A 16852-nucleotide genomic window follows, 5' to 3' on the forward strand; every position below is an offset into this window, starting at 1 on the left:
GTTAGCCCCAACGTGCTTCTCCACTAGACTGAAGCGGTGTTGAACCCGGCGGACCCACCACAGGACCCGGACAGCCGGGCCACGTCCTACACCACCCTGGCTGCGGGGCCGGACTTCCGGCACGAGCTCGAGGTCAAACGGTCCAGATTCATCACCGTACTCCGCCGGGCCGGCACCGAGGACGAAGCCCGCGACCTGGTGGCAGGCCTGCGCCGCGAGTTCCATGACGCCCGCCACCATTGCTCCGCGTTTGTCATCGGCCCCGACCGGAACGTCCAGAGGTCGAGCGACGACGGCGAACCCGCGGGTACCGCCGGCATCCCCATGCTCGAAGCCCTGCTGAAGAGGGAAACCGGTCCCGGGGTGACGGACCTCAGCGACGTCAGCGCCGTCGTCGTCCGTTATTTCGGCGGGGTTCTGCTCGGGGCAGGAGGGCTGGTCCGGGCATACTCTGAATCAGTATCGACGTCCCTGGACCTTGCCCCGCTGGTCAGGCGCAGGCGGCGGCGCGTGTGTTCCACCGCCGTGCCGCACGCCGCAGCAGGGCGGCTGGAGAATGACCTGCGCGCCGCCGGCATGGTCATGGCGGACACCACCTACCAGGACCGGCACACCGTGCTGCGGGTTGCCGTGCCCGACGACGCCGACGCCATCGCCGCCGCGTCCGATCGCATCCTGCAGCTCACGGCAGGGTCCGCCAGGCTGACACCCGACGGAACGGAATGGGTGGATGAACCCCTCGGCTGACGTGACCCTCGTGGACGTCGACCGGGCAGTGGCGGACCAACTGCTCGAGCTGGCCAAACGTGACGCCTCGCCCGATGAGGTGGCGCCCCCGCTGGGCGGCCCCGGCTGGAACCTCGAACGGACCGCCTGGTTCTTCAGCTACCATCACGCTGCAGCCGGCGGGCTGGACGGCCCCGCGGCGGAAAAGTCCTGGGCTGTCTACGCCGGCGGCCACATTGCCGGTTCCGTGCGCCTGAAGCGCGACCCTGACGCCGGCATCCCCTCGGCGGAAACCGGCATCTGGCTTGGCCGCAGCTTCCGTTCCCGGGGTGTCGGCAGCGCCGCGCTGGAGCTGGTGCTGGCGGAGGCCCGCCGGGCGGGCCTGAAGCGCGTCACTGCCCGCACCCTCGTGGGAAACCGGGGCGCCCAGCGGCTGCTGGCGGCCGCCGGGGCGGAACTGACGCAGGACGACGGCACCGTCCTGGCCGTCGTCGAGCTCTAGCGCCGGCACGCCGGAAAGCCAGTAAGCCGTCACGCCGGAAAGACCGGCGGTACCTTTCAGGTGAACTGGCCGCATGTCCGGCATCCGCGCAACGGTTTAAAACAACAGACCCCCTGCCTTGTGGCAGGGGGTCTGTTGCTTTCAGCCCGGGAATCCGGGCCGGCGGCAATTAGTTGCCGGTCAGCTTCTCACGCAGGGCAGCAAGTGCCTCGTCCGAAGCCAGGGTGCCGGCACCGGAATCCGTGGCAGCAGGCTCGGAGGAGTAGCTGGTGGCGCCGGAATCGCTGTCACCGGACGTTGCAGCTGCAGCGTCGTCGGCAGCGTGCTGGGCAACCTGCTTCTTGTGTGCTTCCCAACGGGCCTGGGCGTCAGCGTACTGCTGCTCCCAAGCTGCGCGCTGGTTCTCGTAGCCCTCGAGCCATTCGTTGGACTCGGGGTCGAAGCCCTCGGGGTACTTGTAGTTGCCCTCTTCGTCGTACTCTGCGGCCATGCCGTACAGAGCGGGATCGAATTCGGTGCTGTCGGCGTCGACGCCCTCGTTGGCCTGCTTGAGGGACAGCGAGATGCGGCGGCGTTCCAGGTCGATGTCGATGACCTTGACGAACAGTTCGTCGCCAACGGAGACAACCTGCTCGGCCAGCTCAACGTGGCGCACGGCGAGCTCGGAGATGTGGACCAGGCCTTCGATGCCGTCTTCGACGCGGACGAACGCACCGAACGGAACCAGCTTGGTGACCTTACCGGGAACAACCTGGCCCAGGGCGTGGGTGCGGGCGAAGGTCTGCCACGGATCTTCCTGCGTAGCCTTGAGCGACAGGGAGACGCGCTCGCGGTCCAGGTCGACCTCGAGGACCTCGACGGTGACTTCCTGGCCAACTTCGACAACCTCGGACGGGTGGTCGATGTGCTTCCAGGACAGCTCGGAAACGTGAACCAGGCCGTCTACGCCGCCCAGGTCCACGAAGGCACCGAAGTTGACGATGGAGGAAACGACGCCGGGACGGACCTGGCCCTTTTCCAGCTTGTTGAGGAAGGTGGAGCGGACCTCGGACTGGGTCTGCTCGAGCCATGCACGGCGGGACAGGACCACGTTGTTGCGGTTCTTGTCCAGTTCGATGATCTTGGCTTCGATCTGCTGGCCGATGTACGGAGCCAGGTCGCGCACGCGGCGCATCTCGACCAGGGATGCGGGCAGGAAGCCGCGCAGGCCGATGTCGAGGATAAGACCACCCTTGACAACCTCGATGACGGTACCGGTGACGACGCCATCTTCTTCCTTGACCTTCTCGATGTCGCCCCAGGCACGCTCGTACTGAGCACGCTTCTTGGAGAGGATCAGACGGCCTTCTTTGTCTTCCTTGGTGAGCACCAGGGCTTCGACCTGATCGCCAACGGAGACAACGTCCCCGGGGTCAACGTCGTGCTTGATGGACAGCTCGCGGGAGGGGATGACACCTTCGGTCTTGTAACCGATGTCGAGCAGGACTTCATCGCGGTCGACCTTGACGACGGTACCTTCGACGAGATCTCCGTCGTTGAAGTACTTGATGGTGGCGTCGACAGCTGCGAGGAAGTCCTCAGCGGTACCGATGTCGTTAATGGCGACCTGCGGGGTACCGGGCTTCTCGGTGGAGGTGATGGTCATGTAGTAGGGGCTCCGTTGTGGATAGTTAGTCGGTCAGGCAAAACCGGCGCGCCCGCGTCATGGAACGCAGGCGCGATTCGCGGTGAATCCGAACGGATCCTCCGGGTCATCCTGATTTGTGGATTGCTTTTCAATGCCGCCCCCAAGGAGCAGCAAGCGCGTGCACGTGGTACACGCCCGTTTATTCTAGTCGCTGCCGGCAACGCGGGTCAAAGCGGAAGCCGGGCAGGTACGGGGCCGCTCAGAAGTGCGTCAGGCAATGGGTGGGCCGCTCCACGGAGAACATCTGCTGCGCTTTGAAGGCGGCCCCGGGTGTTGCTTCGGAAACCGCACCTGCCGCCTTGAGCGTCACGGGGCTGATTCCGCCGAGGTAGATTGAGGACAACGCCGAGACGTCCAGGACCAGGTCCTCTGGGTCCCCGGCGGGAACGCGTTCGACGGCGGCCTGGCCGCCCTTGACCTCCAGGATGAAAGTTCCAGCGGTGAGGCCCAGCGGGTCCGTCACCTCGAGGACCAGCCGTCCATCCGCAGGATAGTGCCGGGCGGCCAGCGCCCGCGGGACGTCGAGGATGCGGAGCCAGAGCATGTCGCGGCTGTCCGACGCGTCGATGCAGCGCGGGTCCGCCAGTGCCCAGGCCAGGGGATCGTCCACCGGGGCCTCGTTCCAGGAGACCCGTTCCACGAGGTCGATGGCGGCAAGGTATTGCCACAGCTCCAGGTAGGCGTGCTCCGTTGCGGCAACAAGGTCCACCACCTCCACCGTGGCGGGCGTGGTGTCCCAGCCGGCGAACTTGTAGGAGACGTAGCCGTCCACGCCGCCGTCCGGGCCGTAGTGCAGCGCCGCCTTGATGGCGGGGTCCTCCTTGCCGTCACGGCCCATCGACCCCGAAGCGAGCAGCCAGTACCACTCCTGCCGCCCGAGGGAGCCGGGTGTGTTGCGATGCACGCGGTCGAAGACTTTGGGGGCAACGTCGAGCAGGACTTTGGGATCCGCAACCTCCACCGTCCCCGTGGCCTGGTGCCGCAGGTTGAACCGGGCCGTGGTGTCCACTTTGATGGTCCGCTCCAGGCTGGCCACCCCGTACCCGAACCGCCCGTAAATACTTCCCTCGGAGGCGGTGAGGGCGGCCACCGCGACGCCGTCATCCTTGGCCGCCTGCAGGTCCGCGGTCATCATGCGGCGCAGCAGTCCGCGGCGGCGGTGCGAGGTCCGCACGGTGACGGCGGTAACCATCTGGGCTTCCAGCATCCGGCCAAAACCGATGTTGAGGGTTTTCCGCAACGTCCCAAACGTGGCTACGGGGACCTCGGCCGGGAGCGAGTGCTGCGCCGGTGTTCCCGTCTGGTAGGCGCCGGTAAAAATCCTGCCATCGGCCTCGTAGGTGGCCATTGACCGCGCCACATGCTCAGGGGTCCGGGTGGAGTCGTGGAAACCGAAACCTACCGCCCTCCCCCAGGTTTCGGCTTCGGCGTACCCGTCCTTGCCTTTGGACACAGCAGGAAAGCGCCGGATTTCATAGTTTCCGCTCAGATCACCCATTTACCCGAGCCTAGTCAATGAATCCGGCGCCTGACCAGCAAAAACGCTGCGGCATATCCCCAGCGCCCGCAGCGGACCTAGTGGCCGGCGTCGTACCAGCTAGGTCCCACGCCGATCTGGACCTCCAGGGGGACGCTGAGGTCTGCCGCAGCAGCCATCTGCTCGGTCACCAGCTTCTCCACGGCAGCCCGCTCCCCCGCAGCCACCTCGAGGACCAGTTCGTCATGGACCTGGAGGAGCATGCGGGACTTCAGGCCCTGCGCCTGCAGTTCGGCGTGGACCCCCAACATGGCGCGTTTGATGATGTCCGCGGCCGAACCCTGGATGGGGCTGTTCAGTGCGATGCGTTCTGCGTTCTCACGCAACTGCCGGTCCGTGCTGGTGAGGTCCGGCAGGTAGCGGCGGCGCCCCTCGATGGTGGCCGTGTACCCATCCACCCTGGCCTGGTCCACCACGCCGCGGAGGTAGTCGCGGACGGCGCCGAAGCGGTCGAAGTAGTCCTTCATGAGGGTACGGGCCTCATCCACGGAGATTTCGAGCTGCTTGGACAGGCCAAAGGAGGTCAACCCGTAGGCAAGGCCGTAGGACATGGCCTTGACCTTGGAACGCATGGCGCTGGTGACCTGGTCCGTGGGGACGTGGAAGATGTTGGAGCCGACGAACCGGTGCAGGTCCTCGCCGTCCTTGTACGCCTGGATCAGCCCCGCGTCTCCGGAGAGGTGGGCCATGATGCGCATCTCGATCTGGGAGTAGTCGGCAGAGAGGAGGCATTCGTAGCCGTCGCTGACGACGAAGATGCCGCGGACCCGCCGGCCTTCCTCACTGCGGATGGGGATGTTCTGCAGGTTGGGGTTGTTGGATGAGATCCGGCCCGTGGCGGCAACGTTTTGCGCGTACGTGGTGTGGATGCGGCCGTCCTCCGCCACGGACTTCTTCAGCGACTCGATCATCTGCCGCAGCTTGGCGGCCTCGCGGTGCGCCATGAGCTGGACCAGGAACTCGTGCCCGGTTTTTTCCAGGAGGTTCTTGAGCGAGGCGGCGTCCGTGGTGTAGCCGGACTTGATCTTCTTGGTCTTGGGCAGCTGCAGCTCCTCGAACAGGACGGTCTGCAGCTGTTTGGGCGACCCCAGGTTGACCTCGTGCCCGATGGCGGCGAAGGCCTGTTCCTGGGCCTGGTCGATCACCCTGGCGAGGTCGGCAAGCTGGTCGTCCATCTTGTCCATGTCGATGGCGATGCCCGCGAGCTCCATGTCCGCAAGGACGCGGCTGACCGGCAGCTCAAGGGTGGACAGCAGTTCCTCTGCCTTGCGGCTCTTGAGTTCGTCCTCGAAGTAGCGGCTCAGGGCCAGCACGACGGCGCCGGCCTGGACCAGGGAATCGGCTGCGGCGTTGTCGTCGCCGTCGAAGGACAGCTCCAGCTGCCCGGCTTTGGCAGTGGCCGCGGGGATCCCCACATTGAGGTGGTGCTGGGCGAGCTCGGCGAGTTCGTAGGTGCGGCGGTCGGGCTGGATGAGGTAGCCGGAAATGGACGTATCGTCCACCACGCCCTCCAGCTCCAGGCCGCGGGCCGTCAGCGCCTTGAGCGCAGCCTTGAAACCGTGCATGACCTTGGGCGCTTCAGGATCGCGCAGCCATGCCGCGAGCACGTTCTCGGTCTCCGCGTCCTGACCTGACAAGCTGACGTAGGCTGCGGCGTCGCCACGGACGATGGCCACCGCATCGGCGTCCTCGCCGATGCGGCCCGGCACGAGGTCGACGGCGAGGGCGGACCGCTGCCCGGCGCCTGCAGCCAGGAAGGCGGCCAGTTCAGCGGCATCGGCAGGAACGGTGTAGTCCGGGGTGTCGATGCTTTCGCGTTCGGCGGCGGGGGTGTCGGCGTCGCCGTAGAGGGCGAACAGGCGGCCGCGGATGGCTTTGAACTCAAGCTGGTCGAAGAGGTCTTCCATGGCTGCCTGGTCCGGGCGGGGCTGGTGGAGGTCCTCCAATGTGACCGGGAGTTTGAGGTCGGTGTGGAGTTGGTTGAGCCGCCGGTTGCGTTTGACGTTTTCGATGTTCTCCCGGAGGGCGTCGCCCACCTTCCCGCCGATGGAGTCGAGGTGTTCCAGGACGCCTTCCAGGCCGCCGTACTGGTTAATCCACTTGGCCGCTGTTTTGGGTCCGACGCCGGGCACGCCCGGGAGGTTGTCCGCCGTCTCCCCCACCAGCGCTGCGAGGTCGGAGTAGCGGGACGGGCTGACGAAGTACTTTGCTTCGATGGCTGCGGCGTCCATCCGGGGGATGTCGCTCACGCCCTTCCGCGGGTACAGCACGAAAACGTTGTCCGTGATCAGCTGGAAGGCGTCCCGGTCGCCGGAGACGAGCAGCACCTCGAAACCTGCCCTTTCCCCCATGGCGGCAAGGGTGGCCAGGATGTCGTCGGCCTCGTAACCCGGCATCTTGATGGTCTTGATGCCCCAGGTTTCCATGACCTGGGCGATGAGGTCGATCTGCCCGCTCATCTCGCGGGGAGTTTCGTTCCGGCCACCCTTGTATTCGCTGTACTCGGTCTTCCGGTGGGTGGATTCGTCCGAGACGTCGAAGGCCACCGCGATGTGCGTGGGCTGCTGCTCCTTGATGAGGTTGATCAGCATGGAGGTGAAGCCGTGGATGGCGTTGGTGTGCTGGCCGTTGGAGGTGGAGAACTTGTCCGCGGGCAGCGCGAAGAACGCACGGAACGCCATGGAGTGGCCGTCCAGCACCAGCAGCCGCGGCTGGTCCGTAATGGGAATGACGGGCGCTTCGGTAGCTGAAACAGACCCTCCGGCAGCGGGGGCGGCGCTCTTGGCAGCAGGCTTCGGGGCGGCGGAGCGGGGCTGGGCGGCAGCCCCCTCATCGATGGCCTGGGACGGGAAGGGAGCCGGTTTGGTTGTTTCACTCACAGGTGCCAGCCTAGTTGCCATGACAGACAATTTCACGCCGGGCGCTTTCGCCGAAGAGCTGGCAGCCGCCGGCATTCCCGACCACATGCACGGCTGGCTGGGCAGGTTCGGCGTTGGCGCATTGGTGGTGAAGATGGGGATCCATTTCCTGGAGATGAGCCCGGAACGCACGGTTGCCACCATGCCCGTCGAGGGCAACACGCAGGTGGCGGGAATCCTGCATGGCGGTGCACACGTGGTGCTGGCAGAAACCCTTGGCTCCTTCGCGGCGGGAATGCACGCCGGCCCGGACCGCCACGCAGTGGGCATCGAAGTCAGCGCCACCCACCACCGGTCCATCGCCGGCGGCCTGGTGACCGGCACCTGCAGCGCCATCCACCTGGGACGTACCCTGACCACGCACGAGGTGGTCATGACCGACGGGCAGGGACGCCGCCTTTCAACGGCCCGGATCACGAACATGCTCCGGGACAACGCCGGCTGAGCCAGGCCGGCCCCAGGGCTTGCCTCAGGCCTGCGGGGCCGATGCCGCGGGAAGCAGATAGCGCAGCTCGACGATCCCCCTGCCCAGGGTGCGGCAAGCAGCCAACTCAAGTGCCGGCGTCGGGCCCTTCATCGGCAGCAGCCGCTTCCCTGCGCCCAGGACCACCGGAATGACGGAGAGGATGATCTCATCCAGCAGTCCGGCGTCCGCAAACTGGGCCGCGAGGCTGCCACCGCCCACCACCCAGATGTTCCTGTCCCCGGCGTCGCGCCGGAAGTCCGCCATGAATTCCTGGACGTCCCCGCGGACAAAGGTGATGTCGGCGCCGTCCGGGGCTCGGTATTCGTGGTGGGTGAAGACGTAGCTGGGCGTGCCGGTGTAGGGCCACTTCCGCGGCTCGTGTTCCATCAACCATGCGAACGTTTCCCCGCCCATGACGATGCAGCCCACACCGGACATGAAGTCGTTGTAGCTTTCCGCCCCGCCTTCGAAACCGTCGAACTGCAACAACCAGCCCAGGTCGTCCGTGGTGGTGGCGATGAAGCCGTCAAGGGACGCTGCAACGAAGTACTGGATGCGTGGCATGGGCCCAGCCTAGCGAGCCCGGGTAACCCCGCCAATCAGCAGGCCCGGCGAACCGTCCGGCAGTGCTGCGTGGGGGGCGCTACTTCGTGAAGTACGGGATGATCAGGTACAGCCCAAAGAGGACTGCCACACCGCAGAACCCGAAGCATACGTAGGCGAAGGAGCGCTTGACGCCGGGAGACGCCTGCTGGGCGTCAGCCGCAATGGCCGTAAACCGGACCCCAAGCGAGTAGAGGGTCACCACAATTGCCGCGGACACCAAAGTGGCGCCTGCAACGGTCAGGAGTTCCAACCACTTCATCGTTGAGTCTCCTTGCGGTTGTTTGCTGTTGCTCTTGCTTCTGCCCTGGCCCTGGCGTCGGCCTTGGCTTTCGCTTTGGCTTCGGCCCGGGCCTTCTTCTTGGCAAACCGGACGGCCTGGCCGGCTTCCTCCACCTCGACGGCGTTCTGATGGCTCACGGAGGACTTGCGTGAGTAGAAGAACATGAACAGGACAGCCGCGCTGCCTGCCACGGCGGCGATGAGGACGCCCACGGCGCCGGTCTTCACCAGGAGGGCGGTCAGGGCGCCGACGACGCCCGCGGCCGGAAGGGTGAAGAGCCAGCCCAGCGCGATCTTACCCACCATGTTCCAGCGGACCGTGGTCCCGCGGCGGCCCATTCCGGAACCGATCACTGAGCCCGAGGCCACCTGCGTGGTGGAAAGGGCGAAGCCGAGGTGTGAGGACGCGAGGATGGCGGACGCGGTGCTGGTTTCCGCCGCGAAGCCCTGGGCAGGCTTGACCTCGGTCAGGCCCGAACCCATGGTGCGGATGATGCGCCATCCGCCGGCGTAGGTGCCGATGGCGATGGCCATGGCGCAGGCTGCTATCACCCAGAGCTGGGGGCCGGAGCCGGGAGCCTGGGTTCCGGCGGCGATCAGGACCAGGGTGATGATGCCCATGGTCTTCTGGGCGTCATTGGTGCCATGGGCCAGGGCCACCAGGCTGGAGGTGAAGACCTGGCCGGCGCGGAAGCCGCCGCGCTTCTGCGTGAGCTTGGTGCCCGTCTCGGGGTCATGGCGGGAAGTCAGGGCGTAGGCCAGGCGCGTGCAGACATAGGCAGCAAGGCCGGCAATGACCGGGGCGAAAACAGCCGGAAGGATGACCTTCTGGAGCAGGGTTTCAAGGTTGACGGAGTTGAATCCCGCGCCGACGACAGCTGCACCGATGAGGCCGCCGAACAGTGCGTGGGACGAGCTGGACGGCAGGCCCTTGAGCCAGGTGATCATGTTCCAGAGGACGGCTCCCATCAGCCCGGCGAAGATGATTTCCGGGGTGATCTGGACGCCGCCGGATCCCTCCCTGATGATGCCGCCGGAGATCGTCTTGGCAACCTCGGTGGAAAGGAATGCGCCAACGAGGTTCAGGACCGCTGCCAGGGCCACCGCCGTCTTGGGCTTGATGGCACCTGTCGCAATGGGCGTTGCCATGGCGTTAGCGGTGTCGTGGAAGCCGTTCGTGAAGTCGAAAAATAGTGCCAGTGCGATGACCAGCGCCACCATGAAGGTGATATCCACCTGTTGCCCAATCTGCAGAGACGACGTTCAGCAGTTTCACTTGCCAGGCTGCCTTGCACAGCATAGTTCACCAGCTGTTTGCGTGGAATGACTTGCGGCGCTGGCACAACCGGCGGGAAACCCTATCGATCGTACGCGTACCGGGCATGAGGTCAAAACACGGGTTGGAGCCGGAAAGACCGGACCCGGTCCAGTTCCGGCGGGGATATTCCACACCGGGGATGCAGCGGGACGTGCACCCGGAGGGATTCAGCCCTGGTGGAACTGGGGCGGCCGCGGCCCGGCATCCAGTTCCGGCGCGATCTTCTCTTCGAGGGCCGCCACGGTGACGTCGGGCAGGACGATGAGGCCGTCCAGCTCCCGGCGCGCCCGTTTGTAGGCGGCCTGCCGTTCTGCCGGGGTGGCAGCGTCGTTCTCGGCAATCATCAGCAGTTTCCGTGCCGTGGCCAGCCGTTCGCGTTCGGGCCCACTGAACTTGCTGTCCCTGACGCGCCGGGCTTCGCGCTCGGCCACGTCAAGCGCCACCGCGAAGTTGTTGACCGCCTGCCGGTAGGCGTCAAGGCCGGACACCGACCGGAGGTCTTCGGCGGAGGCGGGGCGTTGGCCGTCCGCTTCCCGCTTGGCGCGAAGGAAGGCCACCGTGAGGGGTTCGCGGACGTCGGTCATCATGGGGAAATCGATAAGCTTGCCGACGTCCAGCTCGTATTCGAGCCACCGCCGGTTGGTGGCCTCATGGGTATTCATCAGCGCCTGCACCTCTGCCACGGAGGCCTTTTCGGCCTCCAGTGCCTGGTTCCTGAGTGTGTACAGTTCAACCCGGCGCCGGTGCCGGCGTTCGCCTGCCCCCCGCCAGCCGCTTGCCCAGCGGCCGGCGAACGCCATCAGCGGAAACACCATCCACCATTTGTCGGACAAGAACTCCATGACGGGCCTCACCCCTTAATCCTCGCAGTCCGGCGGCCCGGCCTCAAGAAGCACGGGAAGATCGCCCGGCCAGCCGGCAGGCGCACGGACGTCAAGAGGCCGGTGCCACCTGGGCGGCATTGACGTTGACCAGCCACGAGACACCGAACCGGTCGGTGCACATGCCAAAGACATCGCCCCATGGAGCCCTTTCCATGGGAACAGTCACTGCTCCCCCATCGCCGGTGAGCTTCTGGTAATAGCCGCGAAGCTCAACCTCATCCTCGCCGCTGAGCGAAATGGATATGGAGGAGCCAGGGTGGTACTGCATGTTGTTGGGAGTATCGGCGCCCATGAGCACCAGGCCATGGGTGGTGACCAGCATGGCGTGCATGATTTTCTCCGCTTCCGCGGGATCGTCGCTGGCCTGGAAGTCGCCAAAGGTACTGAGCGTCAGTTCGCCGCCGAACACGGACTGGTAGAAGTTCATCCCCTCGCGGGCATTGTCGCGGAAGCTCAGGTAGGGGTTGAGGACTGTTGGCATGGCAGGGTCTCCTTCTCAGGGGCCGGAACCGCATCGGCCGGAACTGGGGCAGACAACATCCTGCCCCATCCGGCGCCCGGCAAGGGAACGCTCCCCTGTCGATCCCCGGGTTCACGGCACGAAGCGGTAGCCCGCGCCGGCCTCGGTCAGCAGGTGGCGGGGGTTGCCGGGATCGTCCTCCAGCTTCCTTCTCAACTGGGCCATGTACACGCGGAGGTAGTTGGCTTCCTTGCCGTAGGCCGGGCCCCAGACATCGGCCAGCAACTGCTGCTGGGAGATGAGTCGGGACGGGTTGCGGACCAGGATTTCCAGGATGTTCCATTCCGTGGGGGTGAGCCTCACCGGCTGCCCGGAACGCAGGACCTGCCTCGCCAGGAGGTCAACGGTAAAGCCGGCGGAGCTGACCAGGGGGTGTGTTTCGGCTTGGGGCACCCTCCGCAGCAGGGCACGCAGCCGCGCCAGAAGCTCATCCAGGCCGAAGGGCTTGGTGATGTAGTCGTCGGCGCCCGCATCAAGGGCACCCACCTTGTCCGGGGATCCATGCCGGGCGGACAGGACCAGGACGGGCGCAGCGCTCCAGCGGCGCAGGTTCCGCAGGACCTCGGTCCCGTCCATGTCCGGCAAGCCGAGGTCCAGGACCAGCACGTCCGGCGCCAGCCGGGAGGCCGCCGTGAGGGCGGAAGCGCCGTCCCCGGCCGTCTCCACGGCGTAGCCGTGCGCGGCGAGCGTGATCCGGAGCGCCTTCAACAGGTGCGGATCGTCGTCGATCACCAGCACCTTCGCCTTGGCCTGGCCACTGCCGGGAGTGCCGGCGTCGTTCCCCCTCATGGCCGGGCCCCGGCGGCTGCGTGGGCCACGCCGGGTCTGCCGCCGGCGGGGTCGCCTGCCGGTACGCCGGTGGAGAGGGGCAGGCGGATCACCATGGTCAGGCCGCCGTCCGGGGTTTCCCTGGCGGTGAGGGTTCCCCGCATCGACTGGACGAAGCCCTGCGCCACCGAAAGTCCCAGCCCAATCCCCGTGGACGGGGAGGTGTCGTCGAGCCGCTGGAACGGACGGAACATCTCCACTACTTTGCTGGCCGGAACGCCCGGACCGTGGTCAATGATCTGCAACTCCCCGCAGGGATGACCGTCCAGGACACTGCCGCCGGCACCGCCCGTCACCACCACAGCCGTCCCGGCGGCATACTTCAGCGCGTTCTCCAGGATGTTGGCCACCGCCCTCTCCAGCAGGCCGGGATCGGCGTCCACTGGGGGCATATTGGCGGGCAGCGCCACCCGCACCGTTCCTTGGGGCAGGCCCCGCAAGGCGGCCTCAACGGCCTCGGACCAGCGGACCGGGCCCAGCAGCGGTTCCACCGATTGCGCGGTGATCCGCGACATGTCCAGGAGGTTGGCCACCAGCAGGTCCAACCGGTCCGTGCAGGCATCGATGGTCTCCAGCAGGTCATGCTGCTCGGCCGGGGTGTAGGAGACGCCGTTCTGCAGGAGTCCGCCGGCAGCCAGCTTGATGCCGGCCAGGGGCGTGCGGAGGTCGTGCGACACGGCCCGGAGGATGGCCGTACGCATGGCGTTCCCCTCGGCGAGGCGGAGCATTTCGGTCCGGGTGGCTGCCAGCTGGCGGCGCTCGAGCTGGGCTTTGACGTGGACCGCGAACGCAGCCAGCAGCCTGCGCCCGGACGGTGGAACGTCCCGGCCCAGCAGCACCAGCGTGGTCTCCTCATCCACCTGCTCGACGGTGGTTCCAGGAGCCCCGGTGCCAGGGAGCCCGCCAAGTGGCCCTCCCAACCGGCCCACTGCATTCCCGGCCGCGGCAAGCACCTGCCAGCCGCCCGGCCCAAGGTCCGCTCCGGCGTCGTGCTTCATCCCGGTGTCCGCCCCATCACCGCTCCCCGCGGACCCGGTGGCTGCAACGGACCCGGCGCTGGGTCCGGCACCGGGCCGGGCCAGGACAGCGGCGCCCGTAACGCCGAAAACACTGACCGCTTCCGCCAGGAGCCCTGTCAGGTTGTCCTCGTCCCGGGACGCCGCAAGGGCCAGATCGGCCAGGGTGGCGGCTTCTGCCCGCGCCGTGGCAGCCTCCTTGGACCGCCGGGCGGAGCGGTCCACCACCCCGGCCACCGCGACGGCCACGCCGGCGAAAACGGCCAGTGACAGGATGTCCTGCGGATCGTGGATGGCGAGGTCCCGCAGCGGCGGAGTGGAAAAGTAGTTGACCAGCACGCTGCTCCACAGCGCACCCGCAACAGCCGGCCAGAGGCCCCCCACCAGGGCGATGGCCACCGCGCCGGCCAGCTGGAGCAGTGCCGCCGTGGCCACGCTGTGGTCAAAGACTGCCAGCAGCAGTTGCAGCCCGGCCGGGAGAGCGGCGGCGAGCGCAAACCCGATCATCACCCTGCGCCGCCCCAGTGCGGTCCGCTGCCCGGCGCCCCTGGACAGGGTCGGCTTGGACACCGCCGGACGGGGCACCACCTGGACGTCGATGTCCCCGGCGCCCCGGACCACCTTCGCTTCCACGCTGCCGCCGGACAGCACCGCAAACCGGCGGCGGCTCTGCCCCACCAGGATGTGCGTCGCATTGTGCGCGTGGGCGTAGTCGAGCAGCGCCCCGGCGACGTCGCCGGACGAGAGCGCGTGGTAGCTGCCGCCCAGCCCGGCCACGAGCCGCCGCTGGGACTCCAGCGCGTGCGGAGATTCACCCTGCGCGCCGGACGGTGTCCGGACGTGGACTGCAAGGACGTCACCACCGCCCGCGCGGTCGAGGAGCTTGGCGGCGCGGTGCACCAGGAGGTCTCCGTCGCCGCTGCCGTTGAGGCCGATGACGATGCGTTCCCTAGCCATGACGCACATTCTCCCACCATTGAGCACCCCCGGTGCGTGCCGCCGCCGCGCGGGAGGCGGCGGCGGATGGGTGCGCCCCGGCCCGCGGGAACGTAGGCTCGGGGCATGGCCCGATTCTTTGATGTCCACCCCCACGACCCCCAGCCCCGCGCCATTGCCCAGGCAGTGAAGATCATCCGGGACGGCGGCCTGATCGCCTACCCCACGGACTCCTGCTACGCCCTGGGCGCGCAGATGGGCAACCGGGAGGCCCTGGACCGGATCAGGAGCATCCGGCACCTGGACGACAAACACCACTTCACGCTGGTCTGCCGGGACTTCGCCCAGCTGGGGCAGTTCGTGAACATCAGCAACGACGTGTTCCGCAGCATCAAGGCCGTCACCCCCGGCAGCTACACGTTCATCCTGCCCGCCACCAAGGAGGTCCCCAAGCGGCTGCTGCACCCCAAGAAGAAGACCGTTGGTGTGCGTATCCCGGATAACCGGGTGGTGCAGGCGCTGCTGGCCGAGCTGGGCGAGCCGCTGCTGTCCAGCACGCTGCTGCTGCCCGATGAGGAGGAACCGCTGACCGTGGGCTGGGAGATCAAAGAGCGGCTGGACCACCAGGTGGACGCCGTGATCGATGCCGGGGACTGCGGCGCCGAGCCCACCACCGTGGTGGACTTCTCCAGCGGGGTGGCCGAGGTTGTCCGGCGCGGCATGGGCGATCCGTCCAGGTTCGAATAACCCGCCCGGGAGCCGTCGCGGGGCACTTTGCCGCCGGCCGCCGTCGTAAAGTACGACGGCGGCCTGCGTGTCCGTGCCAGAGCGCCCCAATACTGGGTGTGCGGCTCAGTCCTGCTTGCGTGCCCTGCTGGGCTGGACCCGCGGCGGTTCGCCCGGCATCTTGGGGTAGTCCGGCGGGAACGGCATCTCGCCCAGGCCGGCCTTGCAGTCGCGGTCCCACCATTCCAACAGGGTGTCGATGGTGCCGGGGCTCGCACTGAAGTCCGCCCAGGGATCGCCCACGGTCTTAAGCCGCTCCGGCACGGTGAGGATGGTGAAGTTTTTCGGATCGGCGTGCTCCAGTTCGTCCCAGGTAATGGGGCAGGACACGGGGGCGTGCGGAAGCGCCCGCGGGCTGTAGGCGCCGGCGATGGTGCGGTCGCGGTTGGCCTGGTTGAAGTCCAGGAACACGCGCCGGCCCCGTTCTTCCTTCCACCAGGCGGTGGTCACTTTGTCCGGGATGCGCCGTTCCACTTCCCGGGCAGCGGCGATGACTGCGTGCCGGACGTCCAGGAACTCGCGGGTGGGTTCGATGGGCGCATACACGTGGAGTCCGCGGTTCCCGGAAGTTTTGATGAAGCAGGTCAGCCCCGCCTCGGCCAGCACCTCCTTCATCACCATGGCGGCGGGGACGGCGTCATCGAAGTCGGTGCCGGGCTGCGGGTCCAGATCGATGCGCAGCTGGTCCGGGTTGTCCGTGTTTTCAGCGCGCGAAGGCCAGGGGTGGAACACCACCGTGTTCATCTGGACAGCCCAGACGGCGGCCGCAGGCTCGTCCAACACCAGCTGGGGGTGGGACCGGGCACTGGGGTAGACGACTTTGACTGACCGGATGAAGTCCGGCGTGCCCTTGGGCGGGTTCTTGGAGAAGAACATCTCGCCGTCGATGTTGCCCGAATACCGCTGGAGTGAGATGGGCCGGTCCCCGTTGGCGGCGATGAACGCCTCCCCCACATCGCAGATGTAGTTCACCAGATCCAGCTTGGTAAGGCCCAGGTCCGGCCAGAGGACCCGGCTGGGGCTGGAAATCCGCATCTCGCGCTCGCCGTCGGGACCCGGGACAGTGATGGTGGTCTGTTCACTCGCCATGGGGACAACGTACACCCCGGCGCGGGCCGGGACCGGCACATCCGGCAGGGCTCCGGCATGATGGACCCATGCCGGCAACCGAACAGCAGCTCACCATCACCACAGGGGACGCCACCTTTTCCGCCATTTACGCCCGCCCCGCGAACCCCACCGCAACCGTGGTGGTGGCACACGGCGCAGGCGCCGGCATGGAGCACCCGTTCCTTCGCGGCTTCAGCGATGCGTTGAACAGCCTGGGCCTGGCCACCCTGCGCTTCAATTTCCCCTACCGCGAGGCAGGGCGGAAGTTTCCGGACCGCCCTCCCCTGGCCATCGCAGCCTGGCGGGCAGCCATGGACACTGCCCGTGCGCGGGCCGGAGCGCACGGTGACCGCGGTCCCGTGTGGGCGGCCGGCAAGTCGTTCGGTGGACGGATGGCGTCCATGGCCGTCGCCGAGGGCATGGAGACCGCAGGCCTGGTGTACCTGGGCTATCCCCTGCATGCTCCCGGAAAACCGGAAAAGCTCCGGGACGAACACCTGTATGGGCTGGCCACGCCCATGCTGTTCCTGCAGGGGACCCGGGACACCTTTGCCACGCCGGACATCATGGCGGACGTTGTGTCCCGCATCGGGCCCAATGCCGTCCTTCAATGGGTGGAGGGCGGCGACCATTCCTTCGCGGTGGCAGGTAAGAAGCGCCCTGCCGACGAGGTGGGGGAATCCCTGGCCGCCCCCGTCGCCGAATTCATCGGGTCGCACTCCTGAGCGTCCCG

16 protein-coding genes are annotated in these 16852 nt (G+C 67.1%); 5 read left to right on the plus strand and 11 right to left on the minus strand.

All coding sequences use genetic code 11. The annotated features are described in order from the left end of the window. Positions 1 to 36: 36 nt before the first annotated feature. Both ACFO0G_RS10115 and ACFO0G_RS10120 read left to right on the plus strand, forming a co-directional pair. Positions 37 to 747 carry an IMPACT family protein gene (locus ACFO0G_RS10115; RefSeq protein ID WP_376977347.1) on the plus strand — a complete coding sequence of 237 codons (711 nt, stop codon included), beginning with the start codon at positions 37 to 39 and terminating at the stop codon, positions 745 to 747. Continuing rightward, positions 731 to 1228: a GNAT family N-acetyltransferase gene (locus tag ACFO0G_RS10120; RefSeq protein WP_376977349.1), complete on the plus strand. Its 498-nt coding sequence runs from the start codon at positions 731 to 733 to the stop codon at positions 1226 to 1228. Before ACFO0G_RS10115 ends, ACFO0G_RS10120 begins: the two co-directional genes overlap by 17 nt. A 169-nt stretch (positions 1229 to 1397) precedes the next feature. Here ACFO0G_RS10120 and rpsA read toward each other — a convergent pair whose 3' ends face one another. The 3 genes from rpsA to polA form a co-directional block, all read right to left on the minus strand. After that, a complete protein-coding gene (rpsA, locus tag ACFO0G_RS10125; protein ID WP_142133935.1) occupies positions 1398 to 2873 on the minus strand; it encodes a 30S ribosomal protein S1 in 1476 nt (491 codons plus the stop codon). 241 nt (positions 2874 to 3114) lie between these two features. Further along, positions 3115 to 4413, minus strand: a complete 1299-nt coding sequence (locus ACFO0G_RS10130) for a GNAT family N-acetyltransferase (RefSeq protein ID WP_376977351.1) — start codon at positions 4411 to 4413, stop codon at positions 3115 to 3117. Positions 4414 to 4490: 77 nt separating this feature from the next. Continuing rightward, positions 4491 to 7133: a DNA polymerase I gene (gene polA, locus ACFO0G_RS10135; RefSeq protein ID WP_376977481.1), complete on the minus strand. Its 2643-nt coding sequence runs from the start codon at positions 7131 to 7133 to the stop codon at positions 4491 to 4493. 217 nt (positions 7134 to 7350) lie between these two features. Between polA and ACFO0G_RS10140 the strand changes: the two genes are divergently transcribed. Further along, the gene (locus ACFO0G_RS10140; protein ID WP_142133938.1) at positions 7351 to 7815 is read left to right on the plus strand and encodes a hotdog fold thioesterase; all 465 of its coding nucleotides are present in this window, start codon (positions 7351 to 7353) and stop codon (positions 7813 to 7815) included. Between the two features lie 24 nt (positions 7816 to 7839). On the opposite strand, the gene ACFO0G_RS10145 is transcribed toward ACFO0G_RS10140, so the two are convergent. The 7 genes from ACFO0G_RS10145 to ACFO0G_RS10175 all read right to left on the minus strand — a co-directional run bounded on the left by ACFO0G_RS10145 (position 7840) and on the right by ACFO0G_RS10175 (position 14244). Further along, a complete protein-coding gene (locus ACFO0G_RS10145) occupies positions 7840 to 8400 on the minus strand; it encodes a dihydrofolate reductase family protein (RefSeq protein WP_376977353.1) in 561 nt (186 codons plus the stop codon). Positions 8401 to 8479: 79 nt separating this feature from the next. Next, positions 8480 to 8701 (minus strand): hypothetical protein, encoded by a 222-nt coding sequence (locus ACFO0G_RS10150; RefSeq protein WP_376977355.1) that lies wholly within the window; start codon positions 8699 to 8701, stop codon positions 8480 to 8482. Beyond that, positions 8698 to 9957 (minus strand): inorganic phosphate transporter, encoded by a 1260-nt coding sequence (locus tag ACFO0G_RS10155; RefSeq protein ID WP_376977357.1) that lies wholly within the window; start codon positions 9955 to 9957, stop codon positions 8698 to 8700. Before ACFO0G_RS10155 ends, ACFO0G_RS10150 begins: the two co-directional genes overlap by 4 nt. Positions 9958 to 10206: 249 nt before the next feature. After that, complete coding sequence (locus ACFO0G_RS10160; RefSeq protein ID WP_286403926.1) at positions 10207 to 10881, minus strand: hypothetical protein; 675 nt, start codon at positions 10879 to 10881, stop codon at positions 10207 to 10209. Between the two features lie 91 nt (positions 10882 to 10972). Next, positions 10973 to 11404: a VOC family protein gene (locus tag ACFO0G_RS10165; RefSeq protein ID WP_376977359.1), complete on the minus strand. Its 432-nt coding sequence runs from the start codon at positions 11402 to 11404 to the stop codon at positions 10973 to 10975. A gap of 111 nt (positions 11405 to 11515) precedes the next feature. Further along, a complete protein-coding gene (locus ACFO0G_RS10170; protein ID WP_286403921.1) occupies positions 11516 to 12232 on the minus strand; it encodes a response regulator in 717 nt (238 codons plus the stop codon). Continuing rightward, a complete protein-coding gene (locus tag ACFO0G_RS10175; RefSeq protein WP_376977361.1) occupies positions 12229 to 14244 on the minus strand; it encodes a DUF4118 domain-containing protein in 2016 nt (671 codons plus the stop codon). The genes ACFO0G_RS10170 and ACFO0G_RS10175 overlap by 4 nt, the downstream gene beginning before the upstream one ends. A 105-nt stretch (positions 14245 to 14349) precedes the next feature. On the opposite strand from ACFO0G_RS10175, the gene ACFO0G_RS10180 reads away from it, so the two are divergent. Further along, positions 14350 to 14970 carry an L-threonylcarbamoyladenylate synthase gene (locus tag ACFO0G_RS10180; protein ID WP_142133947.1) on the plus strand — a complete coding sequence of 207 codons (621 nt, stop codon included), beginning with the start codon at positions 14350 to 14352 and terminating at the stop codon, positions 14968 to 14970. Positions 14971 to 15075: 105 nt separating this feature from the next. Here the strand turns inward: ACFO0G_RS10180 and ligD are convergent, their stop codons facing one another. Next, complete coding sequence (ligD, locus tag ACFO0G_RS10185; protein WP_286403914.1) at positions 15076 to 16098, minus strand: non-homologous end-joining DNA ligase; 1023 nt, start codon at positions 16096 to 16098, stop codon at positions 15076 to 15078. Between the two features lie 68 nt (positions 16099 to 16166). On the opposite strand from ligD, the gene ACFO0G_RS10190 reads away from it, so the two are divergent. Next, entirely contained in the window at positions 16167 to 16844 is a 678-nt protein-coding gene (locus ACFO0G_RS10190; RefSeq protein ID WP_376977364.1) for an alpha/beta hydrolase family protein, read from the plus strand. Positions 16845 to 16852 lie beyond the last annotated feature (8 nt).

The sequence above is a fragment of the Arthrobacter sedimenti genome (genome assembly GCF_042652025.1).
GTDB lineage: Bacteria > Actinomycetota > Actinomycetes > Actinomycetales > Micrococcaceae > Arthrobacter > Arthrobacter sedimenti.